This window comes from Pseudomonas flavescens, from assembly GCF_013408425.1.
In the GTDB taxonomy this organism is placed as follows: domain Bacteria; phylum Pseudomonadota; class Gammaproteobacteria; order Pseudomonadales; family Pseudomonadaceae; genus Aquipseudomonas; species Aquipseudomonas fulva_A.
The window spans coordinates 1-25600 of record NZ_JACBYV010000001.1; the positions used below are offsets into that span (position 1 = coordinate 1).

At 62.7% G+C, this 25600-nt stretch carries 15 protein-coding genes; 12 read left to right on the forward strand and 3 right to left on the reverse strand.

Annotated elements, in window-relative coordinates:
- The 6 genes from FHR27_RS00005 to FHR27_RS00030 form a co-directional block, all read left to right on the forward strand.
- A partial coding sequence (locus FHR27_RS00005; protein WP_179537471.1) for a TRAP transporter substrate-binding protein occupies nt 1-953 on the forward strand: 953 nt, incomplete at its 5' end.
- A gap of 52 nt (nt 954-1005) precedes the next feature.
- The gene (locus tag FHR27_RS00010; RefSeq protein WP_042554659.1) at nt 1006-1932 is read left to right on the forward strand and encodes a YncE family protein; all 927 of its coding nucleotides are present in this window, start codon (nt 1006-1008) and stop codon (nt 1930-1932) included.
- A 26-nt stretch (nt 1933-1958) separates the two neighbouring features.
- On the forward strand, nt 1959-2969 hold the full coding sequence (locus FHR27_RS00015) for a TRAP transporter substrate-binding protein (protein WP_179537472.1): 1011 nt from the start codon (nt 1959-1961) through the stop codon (nt 2967-2969).
- A 1-nt stretch (nt 2970) separates the two neighbouring features.
- Nucleotides 2971-3930, forward strand: coding sequence for an amidohydrolase family protein (locus FHR27_RS00020; protein ID WP_179537473.1), 960 nt, complete (start codon nt 2971-2973; stop codon nt 3928-3930).
- Between the two features lie 868 nt (nt 3931-4798).
- Complete coding sequence (locus tag FHR27_RS00025) at nt 4799-6118, forward strand: MFS transporter (RefSeq protein WP_042554662.1); 1320 nt, start codon at nt 4799-4801, stop codon at nt 6116-6118.
- Nucleotides 6119-6149: 31 nt separating this feature from the next.
- Entirely contained in the window at nt 6150-7325 is a 1176-nt protein-coding gene (locus tag FHR27_RS00030; protein ID WP_042554663.1) for an L-rhamnonate dehydratase, read from the forward strand.
- A 21-nt stretch (nt 7326-7346) separates the two neighbouring features.
- Here the strand turns inward: FHR27_RS00030 and FHR27_RS00035 are convergent, their stop codons facing one another.
- The gene (locus FHR27_RS00035; RefSeq protein WP_179537474.1) at nt 7347-8252 is read right to left on the reverse strand and encodes a LysR family transcriptional regulator; all 906 of its coding nucleotides are present in this window, start codon (nt 8250-8252) and stop codon (nt 7347-7349) included.
- Between the two features lie 147 nt (nt 8253-8399).
- Here FHR27_RS00035 and FHR27_RS00040 point away from each other — a divergent pair, with 147 nt between their 5' ends.
- Entirely contained in the window at nt 8400-9362 is a 963-nt protein-coding gene (locus FHR27_RS00040; RefSeq protein ID WP_042554665.1) for a DMT family transporter, read from the forward strand.
- On the opposite strand, the gene FHR27_RS00045 is transcribed toward FHR27_RS00040, so the two are convergent.
- Nucleotides 9359-10735: a M16 family metallopeptidase gene (locus FHR27_RS00045; RefSeq protein ID WP_179539997.1), complete on the reverse strand. Its 1377-nt coding sequence runs from the start codon at nt 10733-10735 to the stop codon at nt 9359-9361. The genes FHR27_RS00040 and FHR27_RS00045 overlap by 4 nt on opposite strands.
- 17 nt (nt 10736-10752) lie before the next feature.
- On the reverse strand, nt 10753-12396 hold the full coding sequence (locus tag FHR27_RS00050) for a Na/Pi cotransporter family protein (RefSeq protein WP_042554666.1): 1644 nt from the start codon (nt 12394-12396) through the stop codon (nt 10753-10755).
- A 414-nt stretch (nt 12397-12810) separates the two neighbouring features.
- Here FHR27_RS00050 and FHR27_RS00055 point away from each other — a divergent pair, with 414 nt between their 5' ends.
- The 5 genes from FHR27_RS00055 (at nt 12811) to FHR27_RS00075 (ending at nt 25264) form a co-directional block, all read left to right on the forward strand.
- On the forward strand, nt 12811-13947 hold the full coding sequence (locus tag FHR27_RS00055) for an RNA ligase RtcB family protein (RefSeq protein ID WP_179537475.1): 1137 nt from the start codon (nt 12811-12813) through the stop codon (nt 13945-13947).
- A complete protein-coding gene (gene prfH / locus FHR27_RS00060; protein ID WP_179537476.1) occupies nt 13947-14567 on the forward strand; it encodes a peptide chain release factor H in 621 nt (206 codons plus the stop codon). Before FHR27_RS00055 ends, prfH begins: the two co-directional genes overlap by 1 nt.
- 765 nt (nt 14568-15332) lie before the next feature.
- Nucleotides 15333-17129 carry a filamentous hemagglutinin N-terminal domain-containing protein gene (locus FHR27_RS00065; RefSeq protein WP_179537477.1) on the forward strand — a complete coding sequence of 599 codons (1797 nt, stop codon included), beginning with the start codon at nt 15333-15335 and terminating at the stop codon, nt 17127-17129.
- A gap of 138 nt (nt 17130-17267) precedes the next feature.
- Nucleotides 17268-24932 (forward strand): DUF637 domain-containing protein, encoded by a 7665-nt coding sequence (locus FHR27_RS00070; RefSeq protein WP_264650091.1) that lies wholly within the window; start codon nt 17268-17270, stop codon nt 24930-24932.
- Nucleotides 24929-25264 (forward strand): hypothetical protein, encoded by a 336-nt coding sequence (locus FHR27_RS00075; RefSeq protein ID WP_156152750.1) that lies wholly within the window; start codon nt 24929-24931, stop codon nt 25262-25264. Before FHR27_RS00070 ends, FHR27_RS00075 begins: the two co-directional genes overlap by 4 nt.
- Nucleotides 25265-25600 lie beyond the last annotated feature (336 nt).

Consider the following 25600-nt stretch of genomic DNA (forward strand, 5'->3'; position numbering starts at 1 on the left):
GCTGCGTTCTGTTGCTGGCCTGTTCGGTCTGGCGAGCCGATGCGGCGACCACCCTGCGTTTCGGCTTCGCCGGCTCGGACAGCGACACCCAGAGCCTGGCGGCGAAGGAGTTCGCCCAACGGGTCAAGGACGGCTCCAACGGTGAGCTGCTGGTGCGCCCGTACGGCAACAGCATGCTGGGCAACGACCAGGCGATGATCGCCGGCGTGCGCGGTGGCACCATCGAACTGGAAATGTCCGGCACGCCCAACTTCAGTGGGCTGACGCCACGCATGTCGGTACTCGATCTGCCCTTCGTGTTCGCCGACAGCGCGCATGCCTATCGGGTGCTGGACGGCGAGATCGGTCAGAAGCTGCTCGACGAACTGGAGGCCCACAACCTCAAGGGCCTGGCCTACTGGGAAGTGGGTTTCCGGGACATCACCAACTCGCGCAAGCCGGTGCGCGTGCCGGACGATGTCAAGGGCCTGAAGATCCGCACCTCCAGCAACCCGTCGCAGATCGAGGCGTTCCGCCTGCTGGGCGCCAACCCGCAGCCGCTGCCGCTGGCCGAACTCTACAACGCGCTGGAAATGCGTGCCGTCGATGCCCAGGAACATCCGCTGAGCATCACCTGGTCATCGGGTTTCTACGAGGTGCAGAAGTACCTGTCACAGACCCATCACGCCTACACCGCGCTGATCGTGGTGATGAACAAGAAGAAGTTCGACGCCATGCCGGAGGCTCAGCAGAAGCTGCTGGTCGATTCGGCCCGTGCCGCCGGTCGCTTGCAGCGGCAGATGAATGCCGAGAACGACGGCAAGTTCCTCGTCGAGCTCGAAGCCAAGGGCATGCAGATCGAAAAGGACGTCGACCGCGAAGCCTTCCGCAAGGCCGTTTCCGCCCCGTTGCGCGAGACCTTCATCAAGCAGTACGGCAGTGATTTGCTCGAGGCCATCGACGCTCAGCGTTGAATGCCATTCACAGGTTCGCGGTGCCCTGGCACCGCTTCTAGGAAGCAAGACCATGAGTCAGGAAATTCTTCTTCTGGTGCAGAAATGCGCCCACACCTTCAGCTTCTACGATGTCGAAAGCGGTGATGCGATCAAGCACATCCGCCTGCCGGAGTTCCCCCACGAGTTCGTGGTCGATTCGCGCAATCGCTTCGCCTATGTCGGCCACTACGGCATCGAAACCTCCAGCCATGAAGGCGAGGGTGGCTGCTCGGTGTTCGTCATCGACCTGGAAAAGGGCGAGCACGTGCGCACCCTGAGCATCTGGCCGTTCCGCCGCCCCCACGGTTTGGCGATGGACGATCAGGATCGTCTCTATGTACTCAGCGAGGGCGACTCGACCCTGCTGATCTTCGATCAGCCACACATCAAGAACACGCCGGATCGGGCGATTCCATCCGGCGGCTACAAGAGCCATCTGGTGGCGCTGACCCGCAGTGGCGAAACCGCCTTCGCCCTGAACCTGCTGAGCAACACCATCACTCGCCTCAAACCGCAGGACCCGACCGTCGCGCCGCTGCCCGTGCAGCCGGGGAGCATGCCCGAGGGCAACTGCTTCAGCCGCGACGAGCGCATTCTCTACGTCGCCACCCGCGGCGATAACAGCATCGTCGCCGTGGATGTCGAGAGCCTGGAAGTGACTCGCCGCGGGCGCACCGGCGCCGACCCGACGCGCATCTATCTGGATCGCCAGGATCGTCTGTACGTGACCAATTATGCGGAGCATTCGATCTCGGTGTTCAACCCTGCGCTGGAAGAAATCCACCGTATCGAGCTGGACACCCATGCCATCGCCATGAGCCTGCACCCAACCCGCGATCTGGCCTTCGTCACCCTCAAGGATCAGCGCGTGGGCATGCTGGATCTGCAGACCTTCACCTTCCAGCGTTACTTCCACACCCTGCTCGAACCCGATGTATCCCAGGTCATCGTGCGCTGAAGTCCCGTCATTATCGGAGAGTCCCCATGAGCAACGCTTTCATTCGCGGTGTCGCCGCCCTCAGCCTGGCGCTGTTGCTGCCGGGCGCGGCGGCCCAGGCACAGGAGCGCAGTTTCAAACTGAGTGCCGGTGACCCCATCGATGCCCCCGGGCCCCAGGGCGCCAAGCTGTTCGCCGAACACCTGAAAGCCGGTAGCGACGGTGCGCTGAACGTCAAGGTGTTCCCTTCGGCCATGCTCGGCAACGATGTGCAGATGCTCGGTGCGCTACCGGCCGGCACCGTCGAGTTCGCCCTGGTGGGGGCGCCGACGCTGGTCGGCCTGGTCAAGGATTTCGGCGTGCTGGATCTGCCCTACCAGTTCAATTCCACCGCCGAAGTGGATGCCATGCTCGACGGGCCCATGGGCCAGCAACTGCTGGCCAAGCTGGAAGAAAAGGGCCTGGTCGGCCTGGGCTTTTGGGAGATCGGCTTCCGCAACCTGACCAACAGCAAGCGGCCCATTGAGAAATGGGAAGATCTCCAGGGCCTGAAAATTCGCACCGTGCAGAGCCCGGTCTTCCGTACCTTCTTCGATCACCTGGGGGCCAACGCCCAGCCGATGCCGATCAACGAAGTGTTCAGTGCCCTGGAGATGCACGCCATCGATGGCCAGGAAAACCCCATCTCGCTGATCGCCACCCAGCGTTACAACGAGGTGCAGAAGTACCTGACCCTCAGTGAACACATCTACACCGCCTACGTGCTGCTGATGAGCAAGAAGACCTGGGATGCGCTGGACGATACCCAGCGTGCTCAGGTGCGCAAGGCCGCCGAGCAGGCGCGCAGCGAACAGCGCCAGCTGGCACGTCAGGCCAATAGCGAGAAACTGGCCGAGTTGAAGGCATCGGGCATGCAGGTCAACGCCCTCAGCGACGAGCAGCGCCAGCGCTTCGTCGACCAGGCGACGATCGTCACCGAGCAGGTGCGTGGCAGCATCGACGCCGACTTCGTGAGCGCCTGGCAGGCCGAACTGCAGCGCATTCGCGAGGTCAACTGAGATGCCCGATTGCCTGCATCAGCGTCTCGGCCTGGCCCATGCCGCCGATGGGCAGCGATTGATCGATGCCCACCATCACCTGTGGAACCTCGACACCCATCGCTACCCCTGGCTGCAGGATGAAGTCGATCAGCGCTTCTTTCTCGGTGACTACGCGCCCCTGCGCCGCAACTATCTGCCCGAAGATTATCTGGCCGACAGCGCCGGCCAGCAGGTACTGGCCACGGTGCACTGCGAAGCCGAGCACGAGCGTGCCGATCAGGTGGCGGAAACCCGTTGGGTGCACGAGCAGCATGCGCGTTACGGCTTTCCCAACGCGGTGGTTGCCCATGTCTGGTTCCACCGCCCGGACTGCGAGGAGATCCTTGGCCGGCATCTGCAGTATCCGCTGCTGCGTGGTATTCGCAGCAAGCCGGTGACGGCCACGCGCCCCGAACTGGCTGCCAGCGTGCGTGGTCAGGCCGGCAGCATGCAGGACGAGGCCTGGCTGCGCGGCTTCGCCCTGTTGGCCAAACACGGTTTGTCCTGGGACCTGCGTGTGCCGTACTGGCACCTGCAGGAAGCGGCGCAGGTCGCCGCCGCCTTTCCCAAGGTACCCATCGTGCTCAACCACATGGGCTTCCCCTGGGATCGCAGCGCGGCCGGGCTCGAAGGTTGGCGCACCGGCATGCAGGCGCTGGCGGCGCAGCCGAATGTCCGCGTGAAGATATCCGAGCTTGGCCTACGTGATGAACCGTGGACGCTGCAGAGCAACCGCGGCGTGATCGAGGAAACCTTGGCGCTGTTCGGTATCGAACGCTGCCTGTTCGCCAGTAACTATCCGGTGGCTGGTTTGCGCATCGGTTACGGCGAGTTGGTCACGGCCCTGAACACCGTGCTCGAGGGCTACGACAGCACGCAACGCGATGCCTTCTTCTGGCGTAACGCCAGGGACTTCTACCGGATCCAACTGAAGGGCTAGCGATGCCGCTGGCAGAGGCGAGATGGTGGTTGCGGTCAATTTGGTGGGCTGAAGCCCACCCTACGCCTACGTCCCCTTTGATCGTTCCTCACGCTCCGCGTGGGAATGCCTCCCGGGACGCTCCGCGTCCGCTTCTTAGGGGCCGCGGTGCCGCTGGCAAAGGCGAGATCGTGGTTGCGGTCAATTTGGTGGGCTGAAGCCCACCCTACGTCCCCATGGATCGTTCCTCACGCTCCGCGTGGGAATGCCTCCCGGGACGCTCCGCGTCCGCTTCTGAGGGGGCCGCGGTGCTGCTGGCAGAGGCGAGATGGTGGTTGCGGTCAATTTGGTGGGCTGAAGCCCACCCTACGCCCGTCCCCATGGATCGTTCCTCAGGCTCCGCGTGGGAATGCCTCCCGGGACGCTCCGCGTCCGCTTCTTAGGGGGCCGCGGTGCTGCTGGCAGAGGCGAGATGGTGGTTGCGGTCAATTTGGTGGGCTGAAGCCCACCCTACGCCTCCGTCCCCACGGATCGTTCCTCACGCTCCGCGTGGGAATGCCTCCCAGGACGCTCCGCGTCCGCTTCTGAAGGGAACCGCGGTGCTGCTGGTAGAGGCGCTGGCTGCCGCTCGGTCTGGTGGGCTGAAGCGGGCCGCCGTCCGGCATTCGTTGCGGCCCTCACCGGGTGCGGTTAGCCGATAACGCGCGGATGGCTTTTGCCGTTCGAGGCATTTCCTGTGGTTATCACTGAATGCGCATAAGTGATTATTCGCCGCCAGAGGCTGTGGCTAGAGTCGGCGGCAACAGGCAGCGATGTCTGTCTCGATAGACCAATAAGAAGCCCGCCTTGAGTCCTCGCAAGGTGATGACCGGCAAAGAAGGAATGGACCATGACAACAAGAACATCGGCCGAGGCACTGACCTCCGCCATCACCAAAAGCCGCATGCGGCTCCTGCCTTTTCTGATTCTCATGTACGTACTGGCATTCATCGATCGGGCCAACGTCGGTTATGCGCGCAGCTACCTGCAGGCCGATACCGGATTGAGCGATGCGGCCTTCGCCTTTGGCGCCAGCATTTTCTTCATCGGCTACGCCTTCTTCGAGGTGCCCAGCAACCTGATGCTGCATCGCCTTGGCGCCAAGGTTTGGCTGTGCCGGATCATGGTCACCTGGGGCCTGGTTTCCGCGGCGATGATGTTCGCCGACAGCGCCATGACCTTTTACGTGCTGCGCTTCCTGCTCGGCGTGGCGGAGGCCGGTTTCTTCCCCGGCATCATTCTCTATCTCACCTACTGGTTCCCGGCACGCAGTCGTGGCCAGGCACTGGGCATGTTCTATTTTGGCCTGCCGTTGGCGCTGGTGCTCGGCGGCCCGCTGTCGGGCTGGCTGCTGGAGTACCACGGGGTATTCGGCCTGACCAACTGGCAGTGGCTGTTCGTGGTCGAAGGCCTGCTTGCCTCCATCGTGGGGGTCGCCGCGTACTTCTATCTGGTCAACCGGCCCGGCGATGCGCGCTGGCTGAACGACGAGGAAAAGGCCGCCCTGGAAACCACCCTCGCCGAAGAGGATGCGCAGAAACAGACGCACAGTCCGCACGGCTTCCTCAGCGCCCTGCGCAATGGTCGTGTGCTCAGGTTCTGCCTGGTGTACTTCACCATCCAGATGAGCGTGTATGGCGTGGTGTTCTACCTGCCCACACGGATCGCCAGTTTCCTCGACGGCAGCGTTGGTCTCAGTGTCGGTCTGATCACCGCCATTCCCTGGCTGTGCGCGCTGCTGGTCACGCGCCTGGTCACCCTTTATGCCGACCGCACCGGCCAGCATCGGCGCCTGGCGGTGTGCATGCTGGCGATGGCTGCCTGCGGTATCGCGGCCTCGGCGCTGGGTAGCAGCCTGGTGCCGGTGGTGATCGCCTTCTGTTTTGCGGCCGCCGGTTTCGTCGCCGTGCAGCCATTGTTCTGGACCATCCCGACCAGCTACCTGAGTGGCGCCGCTGCGGCCAGTGGTATCGCCCTGATCAACTCGCTGGGCAACCTCGGCGGCTTCGTCGCGCCGAACCTGAAGACCTTCATGGAGAGCCAGTTCGGTGACCCGCGTGCCGGGATGCTGGCCCTCGCCGTGGTCGCGGTGATCGGCGCTCTGATGATCCACCGCCTCAATCGTCCCTCAACCACCCCGGCAGCGCCGCTCGAGACCGCGCGCGTCTGATCGCCACTACATCGTGAAAGGAGCTGTGAACATGAAAATAAAATCCATCCGTACCCGTGTCTTCGAATGGAAAGGCAAGGTGGTACCGCCCCAGGCCCACTTCTGCACCAACGCCAGCGACATCCTCTTCGAACGCGGCGATGCCATGGGCTCGTTCCGTTTCCATGGCTGGCTGGTGGTGGAAGTGGAGACCGACAACGGCATCGTCGGTATCGGCAACTGTGCCCTGGCGCCCCGTGTGGCCAAGGAAATCATCGACACCTACCTGGCGCCCATCGCCATCGGCGAAGACCCCTTCGACAACGAATACATCTGGCAGAAGATGTACCGGCAGAGTCACGCCTGGGGCCGCAAGGGCATCGGCATGGCGGCGATCTCGGCGATCGACATCGCCATCTGGGACATCATGGGCAAGGCGGTGGGCAAGCCGGTGTTCAAGCTGCTCGGTGGGCGTACCAAGGAGAAAATCTGGACCTACGCCTCCAAGCTCTATGCCAATGACGATCTCGACCTGTTCCTCGAAGAGGCTCAGGGCTACCTCAACCAGGGGTTCACCGCGTTGAAGATGCGCTTTGGCTATGGTCCCAAGGACGGCCCGGCAGGCATGCGTCGCAACATCGAGCAGGTACGCGCCCTGCGTGAACTGGCCGGCCCGGATGTCGACATCATGCTCGAGTGCTACATGGGCTGGACCCTGGAGTACGCCCGCCGCATGCTGCCGAAACTGGCCGAGTTCGAGCCGCGCTGGTTGGAAGAGCCGGTGATCGCCGATGACCTGGAAGGCTACATCGAGCTGAAGAAGATGGGCATCATGCCGATCTCCGGCGGCGAGCACGAGTTCACCTCCTATGGCTTCAAGGACATGCTCGAACGCCGCGCCGTGGATGTGATCCAGTACGACACCAACCGTGTCGGTGGCATCACCGCAGCACGCAAGATCAACGCCATGGCCGAAGCCTGGTCGGTGCCGGTGATCCCCCATGCCGGGCAGATGCACAACTACCACCTGACCATGTCGACCACCGCATCGCCGATGTCCGAGTTCTTCCCGGTGTTCGACGTCGAGGTCGGCAACGAACTGTTCTACTACGTGTTCAAGGGCGAGCCGGCACCGGTCAACGGCTATATCCAGCTGGACGACGACAAGCCAGGCCTGGGCCTGGAAATCTCCACCGAGTACCTGAGCGAGTTCAACATCATCGAGTGATAGCCGCTCGGCGCGTCGCCATCAGCCCCGGTTCGTCCGGGGCTTTTTGCGTGGGCCCAACCATGGGTGAGTCTGCGCCAATTCGATGAAGGCCTTGGTCGCCGGGGACGATTGCCGTGCATCCACCACCGCCAGGCCGACCCGACGCGGGCTCGCCGGCATCAGGGCGCGGGTCACGTAGGGGGCGTCCTCGCCGATGGGCAGCGACGAGGCGGCAACGATGCTGATCGCATCGCCACGCCCGACCAGTTCCAGGGTGCTGAGCAGTTGCGAGGTCCGGTAACGGATGTTGGGTTGCAGCCTGGCCGAGAGAAACAGCCGCGAGACGATCTCGCTGGAGCCGGCTTCGGTCAGCACGAAGGGATCGCTGCACAGTGCCGTGAGGGGCACGGCCGTTTCGAGGGCCAGTGCATGCTCCCGTGGGAGCAGGGCGACCATCTGGTCGTCGAGCAGCGGATAGGTATCGAAGCGTTCCTCGGGCAGCACCACGAAGCCGACGTCGATGCGCCTGTCCTCCAGCCATTGCAGCACCTGCCGATCCGGCCCTTCGTCGACGTGCACTTCGATGCCCGGATAGGCCAGCCGATAGGCCTGCAGGATGGCCGGCAGCAGGCGTATCGATGCTGTGGGGCCGAAGGAGCCGATACGCAGCGTGCCCTGTTTCATGCCCCGCGCATCCAGCGCTTCCTGGCGCATGGTTTCCGCCATGCCGAGCATCACCTGCGCTCTTTGCAGGAGCCGCGCGCCAATGTCGGTGAGCACGATGTGGCCCTGGTGTCGATGCAGCAACTCGACCCCGAGTTCCTGCTCCAGTGCGCGAATGGCATGGGAAACCCCCGACTGCGAGATGCCGAGCTGTGCCGCCGCCGAGGTGAAACCGCCGCGTGCCGCGACGATGGCGAAGATTTCCAGTTGCGTGAGGGTCATCGCCGATAGCTGCTCATGAGTGATCGCTCATTTCCCTATGACTACGTATCTGCAGAAGTATGCCCGAGCTGCGCCTATTCGTCCGCTGCCCCGACACCCGGGGTCTGCGCATGGGCGTGGTTCCCTCTCACTTGCCGTAGAACAACCATGCACGAAAACTCGACGATTCGCTTTTCACCGGACCTGCCGACTTACCTCAAGCTGGCGCTGGTCGCGATCATATGGGGCGGCACCTTCGTCGCTGGCCGCTACATGTCCAGTGACCTGAGCCCGGTGCTGCTGGCCAGTTTGCGTTTCATTCTCGCCGCGCTGGTACTGGTGGCTTTCCTGGCACTGTCGAAGCGTGGCTTCGTGCCAATGACCATGGGCCAGGCCGTGCAGGTCGTGCTGCTCGGCCTGGTCGGCATCTACGCCTACAACCTGTTCTTCTTCTCCGGCCTGAGCTACATCGACGCGTCACGGGCATCGCTGATCGTCGCCAGCAATCCTGCGCTGATGGCGCTCTGTGGTTACCTGTTCTTCAGGGAGCGCATCTGCGCAGTGCAGATGGTCGGTATCGCGTTGTGCCTGCTCGGTGCCGGTGTGGTCATCTTCGCGCGGGCACCCCAGGGGCTGGCGTCCGGGCAGGGGCACTGGCTGGGCGATGCGCTGATCTTCGGCTGTGTGCTGAGCTGGGTGGTGTACAGCGTGTTTTGCAGGAGCGTGGTGCAGGCCATCGGTGCCTTGCACACCGTGTGCTATTCGGTGATAGCCGGCGCGCTGATGCTGAGCGCCACGGCGTTGTTCATGGGCGAGATGAACAGGGCCGCCTTGCGCAGCCTGTCCGTCACCGATGCGCTCTGCCTGGCGTACCTCGGGGTGCTGGGCTCGGCCGCTGCCTACGTGATGTATTACGACGCCATACAGCGAATCGGCGCGACCCGGGCAGGCACCTTCATCGCCCTCAACCCACTGACTGCGGTACTGGCCGGGGTGCTGTTGCTCGATGAGCGGCTGAGCATGGCGATGGTGTTGGGCGGTGCTCTGGTAATCCTCGGCATCCTGCTGTGCAACCGCCGGGCTGGGGCGTCGCGTACTGGTGACGCGACGAGGGCAAGCAAAGGCGCCTAGCGGCGTCCGCGCAGCAGCCCGAATAGCCCGACAACGGCCAGCAACAGCAGCAACACCACGGCGGCGGCGCTCACGTACAGGCCCGTGGTGCCCAGTAGCGGTCGTTCCACCCGCTGGTAGGTGGACTGTTTGAGGAGCAGGTTCAGCGCCGCGTCGAGCTGTGCGGTATGGACTTGGCGCAGTTCTTTGGCGGGATCGGCGAAGCGACCCTCCTCGTAATCGGCCAACGAACTCCAGTAATAGTCGGCAAGGGCGCTGTTGCCCTGGGCGGTCCAGTTCTGGCGGGCGAGGGCGACGTTGCGCAAGCGCTCGACGGTGTCCGCATCCAGACCGTCACGGCCGAGCCTGTGCAGCAGGTCGTGCAGGCGCTGCAGGGTTTGCTCGACATCGTCGCGTGCCACCTCGGCGTTGATGCTGAAGAAGCTGCTGCTGGCATAGGCACTGCGCTCTACGCTCGGCCCATAGGCCAGGCCGTGTTCGAGACGCAGATCGCGATACACCGCCCATTGCAGGTAGTCGCGCAGCAACTGCCAGGTGCCGTGGTCGAGTTCGCCGACCCAGGGTTCAGCGAAGATCAGGTGCACCTTGGCGGTTTCACCGACCAGGCCATTGATCAGGGTACGGTCGGGCTCGGCCTTGCCGGTGCTTTCCGGCAGTTCGCGCAACTCGGGCATGGGCCCGGGCGGCAGTTCGCCGAAGCGCCGTTCGAGGTAGGCGGGCAGGCGTCGATCGAGATCGCCGACCATGATCAGGGTCATGTTGTTGGCGACGTACCACTCGCTGCGCAGGCGCTCCAGGGCGTCGGCCGTCAGATGTGCCAGGCTGTCCGGCTCGGCGCAGGCCAGGCCCAGCTCCGCAGCCAGCTGGGCGGTGGCGTCATCCTTGCTGGCAGAGCTGCCGAGCAGGCGCTGCCAGGCTGCAGGGTGTTCGCCATTCTCATGGACGATGACGCCCTTGGCAGCGTCGATGCGCGCCTCGTTCAGTTCGGTGTTGAACAGCGCGGAGAGCAACAGGTCGAGGGCAGCACGCTGATTGGCGGCCGGTACTTCGAGCACGAAGGTGGTGTCGCTATCCCGGGTGTAGGCATTCCAGTCACCGCCCAGGGCCTGCATGCGTTCTTCCAGCCCGGCTTCGCCGCTGTCGTCGATACCGCTGAACAGCAAGTGTTCGAGCAGGTGCGGCAGCTCCTTGTGGCGGCAGTCGAACTGATCGAAACCGACGCCGACCACCAGGCGGATGGACACATGGCCGCGTTCGCTGGTGGGCTTGAGGATCAGTTGCAGGCCGTTGTCCAGAGGGTAACCTTCCACCTTGAGGCGGTCCGCCGCCAGCAGGTGGCTGCACAGCAACAGGCTCAGCAACAGCGTTAGCATGCGGCCGGTGGAGAGCACTACTCGCCACCTTCTTCGACGAGCAGGGCGCCGGTTTCATGGCTGCCGAGCACGGCATAGGCACTGGCGCAGAACAGCGAGTTGAGGCGTTTCATGTCGTCGATCAGTTCCAGGTGTAGAGAGCTGGTTTCCAGACTCTTGACCACCTGCTTGTGCAGACGTTCGACATGTAAATGGGTCAGCCGGCGCTCCTGAATACGGAAGCGACGCTTCTCGCGCAGCAATTGGCGAGCGGCATCGGCGTCAGCGGAAAAGAACACCGACAGCCCCAGGCGCAGGTTGCCCAGCAGGCGTTCGTGCAGTTCGGTGAGTTCCACCAGGCCGCTTTCGGAGAAGGCGTGGCGCTGTGAGGTCTTCTCGTCCTGGATCTTGCCGAGCATGCGTTCGATGATGTCGCCGGCACGTTCCAGGTTCGACGAGAACTCGATGATCTCCGCCCAGCGCTGACTGTCGTGGTCGCTCAGCTCCTCTCTCTGTACCTGGGCGAGATACAGTTTCACCGCGGTGTAGAGGGCATCGATATCGTCGTCGAGGCGGCGCAGGTCCTTGCCGAGAATCGGCTGGCTGCCACGCAGGGCGTCGAGCAGGTGGCCGAGCATGCTGTCGACCAGGTCACCGATGCGCAGGGTTTCACGGACCGCATTGGAGAGTGCCAGGCTCGGCGTGGACAGTGCGGTGGGATCGAGGTGGCGGGCCTTGGCGACCGCATTCATGTCCGGCCGATCCGGCAGCAGCCAGTTGCAGAAGCGCGCCATCAGGCCGAGGGTCGGCAGCATCAGCACGCAGCGCAGGCTGTTGTAGAGCACGTGAAAGCCGATGACCAGTTCTGCCGGATGCCATTTGAGGCTGTCCAGCCAGTGCACCAGTGGGTCCAGCACCGGAATCACCAGCAGCAGGCCGATCAGCTTGTAGAGCAGGCTGCCCAGGGCCACGCGACGCCCGGCCTGGCTCTGCATGCTGGCATTGAGAAAGGCCAGCACGCCGCTGCCGATATTGGCACCGATCACCAGACCGATGGCCACCGGCAGGCCGATCACACCGGCACCGGTCAGCGTCGCGGTGAGCAGCACCGCGGCCAGGCTCGAGTAGGAAATCAGTGCGAACAGTGCACCGACCACGGCGTCGAGCAGCAGGTCGCCGGTGAGCGAGGCGAACAGCACGTGAATGCCCTTGGCCTCGGTGATCGGCGTGGCGGCTGCGACGATCAACTGCAGCGCCAGAATCATCAGCCCGAGGCCGATGCCCACCCGGCCGAGCTGGCCGGCACGGGTCTGCTTGCGGGACAGGAAGAACACCACGCCGAGGAAGATCAGCAGGGGCGACAGCCAACTGAGGTCGAAGGTCAGCACCCGCGCCATCAGCGCGGTACCGACGTCGGCACCGAGCATGATCGCCAGCGCCGGGGTCAGCGCCATCAGACCCTGGCCGACGAATGAAGTGACCAGCAGCGCCGTGGCGTTGCTGCTTTGCACCAGGGCGGTCACGGCGATGCCGGCGACGAACGCCATGGGCCGTTTGCCGACGTTGTGGCTGAGCACGCGACGCAATTGCGAGCCGTATACCCGCAGGATCCCGGTACGCACGATATGGGTGCCCCAGATCAGCAGGGCAATGGCGGAAAGCAGATTGAGCAGAGTCAACATCACGCATCTCCCTGATACGCAGATTCGATCCCGACGCTTGGGATACTGCCGATGACGGAGTGCGATAGCCTGTGGTCACAGTCGACCTATCAGGCAGGTCTCTTTTTAGCTGTAGCTGCAGATCGCCGGTTTGCCAAGCGCAGGCTTTCGCGTTGCAGGGGCGTGGCATTGCCAGCGGCCCGGTGCCATCGCCAAACTCACCTCTGGGCGTTGCAAGAATCGAGCGATAAGCCTAGGATGCGCGCCTTCTCTCAACCGACGGCAAAGGAGGTACATCATGCAGCTACTGACTACCCTTTGCAGGTCGCGCCTGGCTTGATCGCTGTTTCCGCTATTCGCTAGCGGCTGCGCAACACCCGGGCCAAGGCCTGCCAATCCGAACATTTTTTCGTTTCAACCCATCAGGATTGGACTATGGGCACTTGTATTCGCACTTTGTCCGACGGCACCGTTTTGGTCGCCGCGGACGACACCTGGATCGAAGGAAAAGCGATCCAGCAACTCGAAACGACCGCTCGCCTGCCGGGCATGCATCGGGTCGCCGGCATGCCGGATCTGCACCCGGGGCGTGGCTATCCGGTCGGCGCGGCATTCTTTTCCGTGGGCCGCTTGTACCCGGCCCTGGTTGGCAACGACATCGGTTGTGGAATGGCGCTGTGGCGTACCGACAGCGCTATCGCCAAACTGAATCTGGACAAGCTGGAAAAGCGCATCGGCAACCTCGACGCGCCGCTGGACGACAGTTGGCGTGAGGCCATCGACGCCTTCGATCTTCCCCTCAGCGGCCATGAACGCTCGCTGGGCACCATTGGTGGCGGCAACCATTTCGCCGAGCTGCAACTGCTCGACGAAAGCTACGACGACGAGGCGATGGCGGCACTGGGCATCGACCGCAAGCACCTGCTGTTGCTGGTGCACAGCGGCTCGCGCGGGCTGGGCGAGTCGATTCTGCGCGAGCAGGTCGACCTGTTCGGGCATCAGGGGCTGGAGGCGGGCAGTGATGCCTGCGCCCATTACCTGAGTCGCCACGACGGCGCCTTGCGTTTTGCCGAGGCCAATCGTCAGTTGATCGCTCGGCGCATCCTCGAGCGTTTGCGTAGCGATGGCCGGGCGGTGCTGGACATCAACCACAACCTGGTCTCGTCGGCACGCGTCGATGGCGTTCAGGGCTGGTTGCACCGCAATGGCGCGACGCCATCGGATCAGGGCGTTGTGGTGATTCCCGGTTCCCGTGGTGACTACAGCTATCTGGTGCAACCGCTGGCCGACGCGCGCAGCCTGTTCTCGCTGGCGCATGGTGCCGGTCGCAAATGGATGCGCAGTGAGTGCAAGGACCGTCTTGCCGCTCGCTACAGCGTCGAGCAACTGGGCCGGACCAGCCTCGGCAGCCGGGTCATCTGCGCCGACCGAGCGCTGATCTACGAGGAGGCGCCGGAGGCGTACAAGGCCATCGACTCGGTGATAGGCGCACTGCAGGGGGCCGGACTGATACGTGTGCTGGCGCGCCTGAAACCGGTGCTGACCTACAAGACACGTGGAGGGTGCTGCTGATGATCCTTCTGCAACTATCGGCAGCCCAGGGACCTGAGGAGTGCGCCCTGGCGGTGGCCAAGGCAGTGGTCAGGCTGCAGGCCGAGGCGCACGCCCAGGCTGTACAGGTGCGGGTTCTCGAAGAGGAGCCGGGGCCACGATCCGGCACCTTGCGTTCGGTATTGCTGGCGCTGGAAGGCGAGCAGGCGCACAGCCTTGTCGACTGCTGGACAGGGTCGCTGCAATGGACCTGCCCCAGCCCGTACAGGCCAGGCCACGCCCGCAAGAACTGGTTCTTCGGTGGCGCGCGGTTCACCGCGCCAGCCCCGGAACTGGCCGGTGAAATCCGCTTCGAAACCCTGCGCTCGTCCGGCCCAGGCGGCCAGCATGTCAACACCACCGACTCGGCGGTGCGTGCTACGCATAGTGCCAGCGGCATCAGCGTCAAGGTCCAGAGCGAGCGCAGCCAGCATGCCAACAAGCGTCTGGCCGTTCTGCTGATTGGCCAGCGCCTCGCACAGCAGGCTCAGCAGGATGCCGATGCTGTACGCGCCGAGCGTCGCTCGTTTCACCGGCAGGTGGAGCGGGGCAACCCCAGGCGGGTATTTCGGGGCGAACGTTTCGAGCCCGTGAGTGGGTGATTCGCGATACTGAAAACGGGGCCTGAAACAGGCCCCGTTTTCATATTGCCGCTCAATGAAGGCTGCTTGTCGGATGGCAACGCATCCGGGGCAGCAGGCTGTGTCGAGATCCATTTTGCTTGCGGTTCGTTAAGTGGGGGCGCTTGATCGTTAGCAAAAACAGAGGCAGTCCTCCGGGGAGCTGACCTGCTTCCAGCTATTTGCAATATTTTGCAATGGTTGTAAGTCTGCTTTTTGGCGTCATTTTGTTGGCGATTGTTTGCGTGAGTCACGCGCTTCGCTGGCCGCCGTTGCAGCTATCGATTATCGGCCATCTCGAGTCCTCGAGCGGTTGCCAGTGGAATACCCATGCGTTGTCCACGGGCGTCAAATTCTGATTCTTGATGCTGATGAAATTTTGTCGCCCCTCGGGAACGCCGCCTGCCGCTATGGCGCGGGTTTTAGCCGCGAAAAGGCCTGTGTTTTAATTTTCCGGTATCGAATCGACGCGTTACCTCGGGAATGGATGCATGGTTTTCCGCAATGGATCTGCGGCCTTATGGCTTGTCCGTTTTTTCGCTGACCAATCACTGCATCGATTGTGGCTAGGCGATCACCGGCGACGTCGGCGTGATCCAGCCCGGCGAGCACCTGACCGCTGCCGTGACCTTCGCCCATTCCCTGGAACCACCCGATGCGATCGCCGAGCGCGATCACCCGGTGCACTTCCACCTCGACCTCTTTCTCTGATTTTTTGATTCGCCTGTGCCTCGGAGCACCCTGAACATGGACGTTCGCAGCCCATTGTTTCAAAACATCGCCCTGATTCTGGCGGGTGTGATGTTCCTCAACCCCATCGCCGCCACCGCCGCGCAACTGACCGTGGACGCGCAGGCGGGCGGCAACACCAGCCTGGGGCAGGCCGCCAATGGCGTGCCGATCGTCAACATCGCCACGCCCAACGGCAGCGGGCTGTCGCACAACAAGTTCACCGACTACAACGTCGGCCAGCAAGGGCTGATCCTCAACAACGCCACCGAGCGGCTGCAGAGCACCCAGCAAGGCGGCATCATCATTGGCAACCCGAACCTGGGCGGCTCCAATCTGCAGGGGCGTGCAGCAGGGGTCATCCTCAACGAAGTGACCGGCAGCAACCGCAGCCAGCTCAAGGGCTACACGGAAGTGGCCGGGCAGGCGGCGAACGTCATCGTCGCCAACCCCCATGGCATCACCTGCGACGGCTGCGGCTTCATCAACACCCCGCGGGCGACCCTGAGCACGGGTGCGCCGGTGATCGAAAACGGCCAACTGCGCAGCTTCGACGTCAATGGCGGCGACATCGCCATCGAAGGTGCAGGCCTCAACGCCAGCAACGTCGACCAGTTCGACCTGATCACCCGCAGCGCCAAGCTCAACGCCGAGATTCATACCAAGCGCCTGAACGTCATCACCGGCCGCAACGACGTGGATGCCGCCACCCTGCAGGCCATCGCCAAGGCCGATGACGGCAGTGAAAAACCGCAACTGGCCATCGACAGCTCGGCCCTGGGCGGCATGTACGCGGGGGCGATTCGTCTGGTGGGCACCGAGGCGGGCGTGGGCGTGAAGCTGGCCGGCGACATGGCGGCCAGTGCCGGGGATATTCAGATCGATGCCAGCGGGCGATTGAGCCTCAACCGTGTGGTGGCCAGTGATGACATCGAGTTGGCCGCCAGTGCAATCGAACTCGGTGGCGATGCCTATGCCGGGCGCATTGTCGCAGCCCGTGCCACGCAGACCCTGAGCCTGGATGAGGAACGGAGTCTGGCGGCGGGTGAGCGGATCACGCTGAACGCACGGCAGATCAGCAACCAGGGCGTGATCGAGGCGGGCGTCAACCGCGACAACACCCGCAATGCGAGTGGCAATGTCACGCTCAAGGCCGATGGCGTGCGCAATCGGGGCAGCCTGTTGGCCAGTGGCGATCTCGACCTGGCCCTCAGCGGCACGTTGGATAATCGGGCGGGTGCCCTTGGCGCCAAGGCCAGCACCCGGGTGACGGCCAAGACGCTGGACAACCGCGGGGGGCTGGTCGTCGCTGACGAGTCGCTGGACGTGAGCGCTGCCAAGCGCCTGGACAATCGGGACGGTGAGATTTCCAGCCAGGGCGTGGCGAGCGTCAACGCGGGGCAGCTGGATAACCGCAGCGGGCGGCTCAGTGCGGGCAGCGTACTGACGGTTACAGCCCATGAGCTGGACAACAGCGCCAAGGGTACCCTGAGCAGTCGTGGAAGCCTGACCGTGCGCGAGGCGGCGCTGGATAACCAGGGTGGAACCCTCGTCGCGGATCGACGCCTGGATATCAGCGGGCAGAGCCTGGATAACCGGGGTGGGGTGGTCAGCGGCAAGGCCGATGCCAGCATCGCGGTGGACGGCGTCTTGGACAACGCCGGGGCGAGCCGCGTGGTCAGCGAAGGCCGTCTCAGCATTGCCGCTGGTGAACTGCGCAACCACGCAGGCGGGCAGATCGGGGCCAAGGGCGATGTCGAGGTACGAGCAGGCGTTCTCGGCCAGCAGGCTGGCGAATTGCTCAGCCAGGGCTAACTGAGCGTCGCTGCGCGCCAGCTGGATAATCGCGACGGCGGCCTGATTGCCGCGCACCAGGGCATCGAGCTGCGTGTCGACGAAGCGCTGCAAAACAGCCGCGGGGAAATCTCCACCCGGGGGCGGGCCGACGTTCGGGTGTGGGCAGGCGCCGGGCAAGCCGCTGCCGTATTGGACAATAGCCAGGCCGGGCTGGTCTCTGGCGGGCAGGGCCTGACCCTCGCGGTCCAGCGGCTGCTCAACCACACCAAGGGGGGGCTCACCGGGGGTGACGATCTACTGGTGGTTGGTGACAGCCTGGACAACAGCGCGGGTGGGGTGCTGAGCAGCCATGGGGACCTGACGCTTACCCTGGTGGGGCGGTTGGACAACCAGCGGCAGGGCTTGATCACCAGCGCTGCCGGCCTGGCTATCAGCGCGGCCCACCTCGACGCCAGCCAGGCCGGAGAGGTCTCGGCCAAGGGTGACCTGCGCCTGAGCGTCGCTCGTCTGATTCAGCAGCAAGGCCGGCTGATCGGCGAAGCCGGCGTGCATCTGGATCTGCAAGGCGGTGATCTGGATAACCGTGGCGGCCTGCTGAGTGCCAGAGGGCCGATGACCCTGGAGCGCCTGGCCAGGCTGGATAACAGAGGGGGCGAAATTTCCAGCCGTCAGGGCTACAGCCTGAGCGCGGGTGTCATCGACAATGGTGATGAGGGCAGGCTGATCAGCGCCGGCACCTTGGCTATCGACCTGGGTCAGGGCGTCCTGCGCAATGCCGAAGGCGGTCTGGTCTCTGGTTGGCAGGGCCTGGCGATCAAGGCCGGTAGCCTGGAAAACAGCGGCCAGGGCACCGTGTCCAGCCGCGATGGCGACCTGCATGTCGAGTTGAGTGGAGCGCTGCACAACCGAACGGCGGGCGCACTGGTCAGCAAGGGCCAGCTTTCGGCGAACGCGCAACGTCTCGATAACAGTGCCGGGGGCGTTATCTCCAGCGCAGGGGATCTCAGCCTGGCACTCGCCGACACGCTCGACAACGGCAGTGGCGGTCTGATCGACACCCTGGGCTCGCTCAGCGTTCACAGCGGCGCAGTGAACAACCGCGCGGGGCAGATCAGCAGCCAGCAGGCTGCCAGCCTCCGCGCCAGTGGCCTCGATAACAGCGCCGGTCAGCTGACCAGCACGGCCGCGATGGACCTCACCCTCAGCGGGCTCCTGATCAACGCGCAGAAGGCCAGCCTGGCCAGTGGCGGCCCCCTCGTGCTGCAGGCCGCAGCCATCGACAACCAGGGTGGCAGCCTGCTCAGCCAGCATTTACTGCAACTGACTGCCAGCGACCTCGACAATAGCGGCGGAACCCTCGGCGCTCGCAGCAGCCTGGAGTTGCTGCTCAGTGGTGTGCTCAACAACAGCGCCGATGGCCTGGTACACAGCCAGCAGGGACGCATCGACCTGCACGCGCAGCGACTCGATAACAGTGGCGGCAGCCTCAGTGGTCAGCAGGCCGTGATCGCCAGGCTGAGTGGCGCACTGGACAATCGAGGTGGCCGCATCGAGAGCGCGCAGGGCCCGCTGGATCTGCACGGCGCCAGTGCCGTGGACAACCGCGCCGGCGTCCTCAACAGCCTGCACGGCGTATTGAAACTGACCAGTGCAGGCCTGTTCGACAACGCCTCCGGCACTGCCCAGGGGCAGGCCGTGACAGTTACTGCCAAAGGGCTGGATAACCGAGGGGGACACCTGTCCGCGCTCGGTGGCGATGCCCGGGTCGACGTGGGCAGCAGCGCCTTCGATAACCAGGGCGGTGGGCTCTATGCCCATCAACGGGTGAGCGTGATTGCGGGTGACTTCGACAACCAGCTCGACATCCTGAATCAGGGCGGCAAGGTGGCTGCCGAGCGAATCGATTTCAGCCTGTCCGGTGCGCTGCGCAATGGCAGCGGCATCCTCGAAAGCGCGACGACGCTGCACCTTGCGGCCGCTCGCATCGACAACCCATACGGTCGTTTGCGGGCACTGGGCAAGGCTGGAACCACGCAGATCAGCGGCGGTGTGCTGGACAACCGCAACGGCGTGCTGGAAACCGCCAATGCCGAGCTGGAGCTGAGCGTCGCCGACCTGCATGGCCGCGACGGCCGCATCCTGCATACCGGTGCGGGTCGCTTCGACCTCAGTGCTGCCCTGATCATGGGCGCTGGCGGCACCCTGAGCACCAACGCCGTGCTGAGCCTCAGCGCCAGCAACTGGACCAACAGCGCGGTGATCGAGGCGGATGAACTGGTCCTCGATATCGGCACCTTCACGCAGACCGTCGCTGGCCAGCTGGTCGCGCGGCGAGCCTTCAGTGGCCGTGGTGACAACTGGAGCAACCAAGGCCTGCTGGCCAGCGATGGCACGTTCAGCCTCGACCTGAGCGGAGCCTATGCGGGGGACGGTCAGCTTACCAGCCTCGCTGCCATGACCCTGGGTACCGGCAGCCTCGATCTTTCCAGCAGCGCCCGTATCGCCAGCGCGGCGGCAAGCACGGTCGTTACCCGCGGGCGGTTTCGTAACGAGGGGCGGCTCACCGCCGCGGGCAACTTGACGGTCAGCGCCGCCGGTCTGAACAACCACGGCACCCTCGGCAGTGGCGCAGTGTTGCGGCTCGAGACGCCAACGCTGCTCAACCAAAGAGGCCTGATCTTCAGCGGCGACGACATGGCCTTGCGGCTGAGTCGACTCACCAACCGCTATGCCGACATCTACAGCCTCGGGGCATTGAGCATCACCAGAGATGACCAGCTGCAACGCTCCAGCCTGGTCGAAAACATGTCCGCCACCCTGGAAAGCGCAAAGGACATGCGCCTGGCCGTAGAAACCCTGGAGAACGCCAAGGATACGTTCGTCATGCAGGGCAAGCTGCTGTCTGCGCAGGCGTACCTGACCTGTATCCAGCACTGTAGTCGCAGTTGGTCAAGCAAACGGGGTCGCCTGACCCTGCACGAAGAGTGGGGCGCGGTCATCGCCGAAGACTCCCCCGCAGGCGAGATTCTGTCCGGCGCAGATCTGCGGATCGACAGCGATAGCCTGATCAACCGTTACAGCACCTTGTCCGCCCGCAAGGACCTCGTCGTGCAGACCGGTGACCTGCAGAACATCGGTGCCCAGGCCATGGCCGGCAGCGCAACGGCGGTCTTCACGGCGCAACCCCGGGAGCGCAACCGAACCTACTACGCTCACCAGGCGCGAGTGAGCGACTTCATGGCGCAGCATGGTACGGCTGCCACCTTCAGCGAAGCGGCCTACCTGGCCATGAAGGCGGGCTTCAGTCCGGCTTACTACGCGGGGATCGATGCGCCGCTCGCCGTTTCAGGCAGCGAGCACCTACTGGCACCGGCCGTCATCCAGGCGGGCGGTAATGTCACCGTCGAGGCCAGCAACAGCCTGGCTAACCTGCAAACCTACCCCAACAGCGCCATCGATTACGGCCCGTACCGTGGCGCCGATGTCACGCTGGGGCGCAGCACCCAGCCCGTCGTCGTGCTCAGCGCACACCTGCCGCCTGACCTTCAGCAGCGGCAGGTCAATCCGCTGAGTCTGCCCGGTTTCAGCCTGCCGCAAGGCGAAAACGGCCTGTTTCGCCTGAATACCCAGGCGGGCAGCGCTGACAGTGCCAGCCAGACCCAGAACCAGAACGCTGGCAGCCCCTGGCGGGTGCAGGACGGCCTGAGCGCTACCGCCAGCCTGCTGGAGACCGGTGCACAGATGCCGGTCGGCGCAGGGCCAGTGCCCAGCAACGTGCAGCCCAGCATCGGCCACAAATACCTGATCGAAACCAACCCGGCACTGACCGAACTGAGCCGCTTCCTCAGCTCCGACTACATGCTTGGCCAACTGGGTTACGACCCCGATCAGGCCCAGAAACGCCTGGGCGATGGCCTCTACGAACAGCGCCTGATCCGCGACGCCATCGTCGCCCGTACCGGCCAGCGTTACCTGACCGGGCTGACCAGCGACGAGGCGATGTTCCGCTACCTGATGAACAACGCCATCGCCAGCAAGGACGCACTGAACCTGGGCCTTGGCGTCAGCCTGAGCGCCCAGCAGGTGGCTGCCCTGACCCACGACATCGTGTGGATGGAAGAGCAGGAAGTCCTCGGCGAAAAGGTCCTGGTGCCGGTGCTCTACCTGGCCCAGGCCGAAGGCCGCCTGGCCCCCAACGGCGCGTTGATCCAGGGCCGTGACGTGGCGTTGATCGGCGGTGGCGACCTGAGCAACCAGGGCACCCTGCGAGCCAGCGGTGCGTTGGATGTACAAGGTCGGAACATCGCCAACAGCGGCCTAATGCAGGCCAACGAGCGCCTGCAACTGCTGGCGACCGAGAGCATCCGCAACGCCCAGGGCGGCATCATCGCCGGGCGCGATGTCACGGCCAGGGCCGTGAGCGGCGACCTCATCAACGAACGCAGTGTCACCACCTTCGAGTCTGCTGGGCGCAACCATGACTATCGCCAGGACTACGTCGACAGCGCGGCGCGCATCGAGGCCCTCAACGACCTCAACCTGAGTGCAGGACGCGATGTACAGAACGTCGGCGGAGCCCTCAACGCCGGGCACGACCTACGGGTAATCGCCGGGCGTGACCTGCAGATCGTATCGGCCCAGCAGCATGACCTGAGCCGCCAGACAGACCGCAAAGGCAACAGCCGTCGCGAGCAAGTGACCCAATACGGCTCCGAGGCCAGTGCCGGCCGAGACCTTACGCTCTCGACCGAGCGCGACCTTGCCGTGGTGGCCAGCCGCGTGACGGCCGGCCTGGATCTGGCCATGGGAGCGGGCGGCGACATCCTGATCGCTGCTGCAGCCAACGAGAGCCACTTCGAGTCGCACCGCAAGAGCGGCGGCAAAAGGGTCGACATCGAGCGCAGCCTGGTGACCCAGCAGGCGGCCGAGGTCGAGGCCGGTGGTGATCTGCATGTGAATGCCAAGAATAACCTTGCCCTCAGTGCCAGCAACCTGCAAACCGACGGTGAAGCCTACCTCTACGCAGGCCAGCAACTGGCCGTGGTGGCTGCGCAAAGCAGCCACCACTCGCTGTACGACATGAAGCAAAAGGGCTCCTGGGGCAGCAAGAAAACCCAGCGTGATGAAATCACCACCGTGCGTAACGTCGGCACCACCATAAGCACCGGCGGGGACCTGACCCTGGTCAGCGAGGGCGACCAGCTGTACCAGAAAGCGCGCCTGGAAAGCGGTGCCGACCTGACCCTTGCTAGTGGCGGTGCCATCACCTTCGAAGCGGTGAAGGATCTGGATCAGGAGAGCCATGAGAAGAGCAAGAACAGCTCGATGTGGACGTCGGCCAAAGGGAAGGGCACTACAGACGAGACGCTTCTTCAGAGCCAGATGATTGCCAAAGGTGACACCGTCATCAGCGCGGTCGAAGGCCTGAACATCGATATCAAACAGGTCAATCGGCAGACCGTTAGCCAGACGATTGATGCGATGGTCAAGGCTGATCCCGAGTTGGCCTGGTTGAAGAAGATGGAGCAGCGCGGTGATGTCGACTGGCATCGCGTGAAAGAAGTGCATGACTCCTTTAAATACAGCCATTCGGGGGTGGGGGCTGGCGCCGCGATCATCATCGCAATTCTGGTCACGGTTCTTACAGCAGGTGCCGGTACGTCTGTAGCCGGGGCGGCTGCAAGTGCAACCTCTTCGGCCGGTATGGGCTTGGCTGCCCAGGCTGGATTCCACGCCGTAGTTAGCCAGGCCGCGATAAGCACCATTAGTAACAAGGGTAACTTGAGCTCTACATCCAGGGATATCACGTCTTCTGATGCAATGAGGGGGTATGCGCTCAGTGCCGCCACAGCTGGTATTGGCACTGGGGTTAATCCTTCAAGCCTTGGATTCAACGTGCAAAGTGTTCAGCAGGTTGCGAGAACCACGTTTGTAGAGGCTGGACTGCGAACTGCCATTGTTGGCGGCAATTTTACAGATAATTTGGGTCAAGCAGCCGTCGGTCATGCGGCCAATATCGTTAGCGGCCTGATCTACAAAAACCTTGGCGATGAACTGCGTTTCTCTGGCACGACAGGCAAGGTCATCACCCACGGCATAGTAGGCGGCCTCGTGGCTGAGGCGGCGGGAGGCAGCTTTAAAACGGGAGCGATTGCTGCGGGGCTGAATGAGGCGCTGGTCGATACCATTATCGATTTGGAGTTCTTCCAAGGGCCTCAACACGCACAGCTCGTGGCCATGACCTCGCAGCTTGTAGGCATGACAAGCGCCGCATTGGTGGGGGGCGATGAGAAGGAACAGCAGAAAGCTGGTTGGGTGGCTCAGCAGGCCTCTCTTTACAATGGACTGGAGCATCCGACTGCTGAGCGGATGCTCAAAGAACTGAAGGACTGTAGGGCCAGTGGTCAGTGCACCGCAGCGAAGATCGACGCCATCGACGCGAAGTACAAGGAACTATCGGCTGCACGTTCCAAGGGGATAAATGAGTGCGGTAACAGGAAGTGCGTTGAGTCGATCCTCGACAAAACCATCGCCATGGACGATCCCGTTGCCAAGGAGCTGCTGCGGTTCTTCCAAGGTCGATATGACGTGCCGGGCCTGTTACAAGGCAATCCTGATGCAGTGTCTGCGCCTTCGGTTAATCCTTACAACAAGCATGGTGATCGGTTTGTTACTGACAATCAGGTTGCTTTCGCCAAGTACATTAAAGAGGGATGGCTTACTGCAGAGGAAACCAAATTCCTCGATGGTTGGATGGATTCTACTCAGTGGCTGGAGCGTACTTATGAGCGACCTCTCAGCCTTCAAGAGCGCGCCACGATTCTAGCCTCGTTCTCGGAAGAAGCTTTGCTGGGGATACGAGGTCGGACGGGGCAGGTCATCACCAGCGGTGGGGGTTCGTCACAAGGTGCTTCATCGAGTCGGACCATTACCCAGGCACAGGCTCAGAAGGAGGGCTATAAGCCTTGTTGCTTCGCTGCAGGCACTTTGGTAGCCACCCCGGAAGGCGAGCGCGTAATCGAGTCCCTGAACGTAGGCGATGTTGTTTGGAGCAAGCCCGAAGGTGGCGGAGAGCCGTTCGCGGCTGCAATCACTGCTACTCACACGCGTACTGACCAGCCCATTTACAAGGTGGTGCTGAGCAAAGACGCCGTAGATGGTGCTAGCGCTTCAGAAACACTGGAGGTGACACCTGGGCACCCTTTCTATGTGCCTGCTCAGAAAGGATTCGTTCCGGTCATCGACCTGAAGTCCGGTGATCGCCTGCAGTCCTTGGGAGATGGCGGTGATGGCAGCTCCATCACCGTGGAGTCCATCACGTTGTATCAGCCGCAGGGGCAGACCTACAACCTGACGGTAGACGCTGGGCATACGTTCTATGTTGGAACGCTTGGGGCATGGGTGCACAATATCGGGCCTTGTGTTAGCTGCAGCAATGGGAGCTGCTCAATCCATGCGGCTGCACTGGAGGGCGGGGCAAAAGCGACAGGAGCTGCCGGTGAAAGTGCAGGCGCCATGCGCCGATTGGACTATGAAGCTGCTTCCTACCACGGGAAAATCGATAATGCAGTTAAGAGTCGTGCTCCGGTTAATGGTCAAGAAGTGCTAGATTTTTCGATCCAAGTTAAACCGACATCCTCTCGCCGAGTCGGAATTGACTACGATTCTAAAGATTTTGTTGTTTTTGACAAAACGCTAGATACGACTTATCACGGCCACGTCCGTTCTTGGAGTGATTTGCATCCAGACATGCAAAAAGCCTTGCAACAGGCAGGTATGGTTGATCGTAAAGGTAATATTCTTACTGGTGGGAAACGATGATGAACTATCAAGCCCCCCAACCTTATAATAAGCGAGCTTTAGAAAAAGCTTTTGCTTCGAGGGATGTTAAGAGTATTTGTGAGGCACTTGTCTCCGTTGCTTTAAATGATCCTGATTGGAGGTGGGCACAGAGTAAATGCTTAGAATTTCTCCGCAACGAAAGCCCTGATGTTAGAGGGCTTGCAGCAACTTGTCTTGGACATATAGCAAGGATTCACCGCCAGCTTGACAAAGAAAAGGTACTCATTGCTCTTCGTGAACATCTAGATGACAACATCATCTCAGGGCAAATTGCGGATGCTCTAGACGATATCGATATGTTCTTGAGGTAGTATCACATTGGTATTTTCGCGCTGATGTTGGTTTATCTGTAAAAGTCTCGTGTCGAGCTGATCTGGCACTTTAGAGGAAAAGGGGACAGATTTGAATGGCGCTTACTTACGCGTTAACCAGTTGATCTAGAAGAAGAAAGGCTGCTCTTGGTCTACGGTGATAGTTGCGAACACACACCGAGCCCAAGGAGCAGCCCAGATGAATCCTAGGCGCCAAGCAGCCATCCTTCAACAAAGCCGTACCCATCGCCTCACATCCAATACGGATGCTTATGCATTCTTCAATCTGTTGACCGGTCCCAAGTTATTTGAACAGGTCGAATCGCTATTGCCAGA

Excerpts from the sequence above, each read along its gene's own strand:
- prfH (WP_179537476.1), top strand. The coding sequence starts at position 13,947 with ATGATCCTTCTGCAACTATCGGCAGCCCAGGGACCTGAGGAGTGCGCC.
- FHR27_RS00020 (WP_179537473.1), top strand. The coding sequence starts at position 2,971 with ATGCCCGATTGCCTGCATCAGCGTCTCGGCCTGGCCCATGCCGCCGAT.
- FHR27_RS00075 (WP_156152750.1), top strand. The coding sequence starts at position 24,929 with ATGATGAACTATCAAGCCCCCCAACCTTATAATAAGCGAGCTTTAGAA.
- FHR27_RS00030 (WP_042554663.1), top strand. The coding sequence starts at position 6,150 with ATGAAAATAAAATCCATCCGTACCCGTGTCTTCGAATGGAAAGGCAAG.
- FHR27_RS00050 (WP_042554666.1), bottom strand. The coding sequence starts at position 12,396 with ATGTTGACTCTGCTCAATCTGCTTTCCGCCATTGCCCTGCTGATCTGG.
- FHR27_RS00035 (WP_179537474.1), bottom strand. The coding sequence starts at position 8,252 with ATGACCCTCACGCAACTGGAAATCTTCGCCATCGTCGCGGCACGCGGC.
- FHR27_RS00045 (WP_179539997.1), bottom strand. The coding sequence starts at position 10,735 with ATGCTAACGCTGTTGCTGAGCCTGTTGCTGTGCAGCCACCTGCTGGCG.
- FHR27_RS00010 (WP_042554659.1), top strand. The coding sequence starts at position 1,006 with ATGAGTCAGGAAATTCTTCTTCTGGTGCAGAAATGCGCCCACACCTTC.
- FHR27_RS00055 (WP_179537475.1), top strand. The coding sequence starts at position 12,811 with ATGGGCACTTGTATTCGCACTTTGTCCGACGGCACCGTTTTGGTCGCC.
- FHR27_RS00015 (WP_179537472.1), top strand. The coding sequence starts at position 1,959 with ATGAGCAACGCTTTCATTCGCGGTGTCGCCGCCCTCAGCCTGGCGCTG.
- FHR27_RS00065 (WP_179537477.1), top strand. The coding sequence starts at position 15,333 with ATGGACGTTCGCAGCCCATTGTTTCAAAACATCGCCCTGATTCTGGCG.
- FHR27_RS00025 (WP_042554662.1), top strand. The coding sequence starts at position 4,799 with ATGACAACAAGAACATCGGCCGAGGCACTGACCTCCGCCATCACCAAA.
- FHR27_RS00040 (WP_042554665.1), top strand. The coding sequence starts at position 8,400 with ATGCACGAAAACTCGACGATTCGCTTTTCACCGGACCTGCCGACTTAC.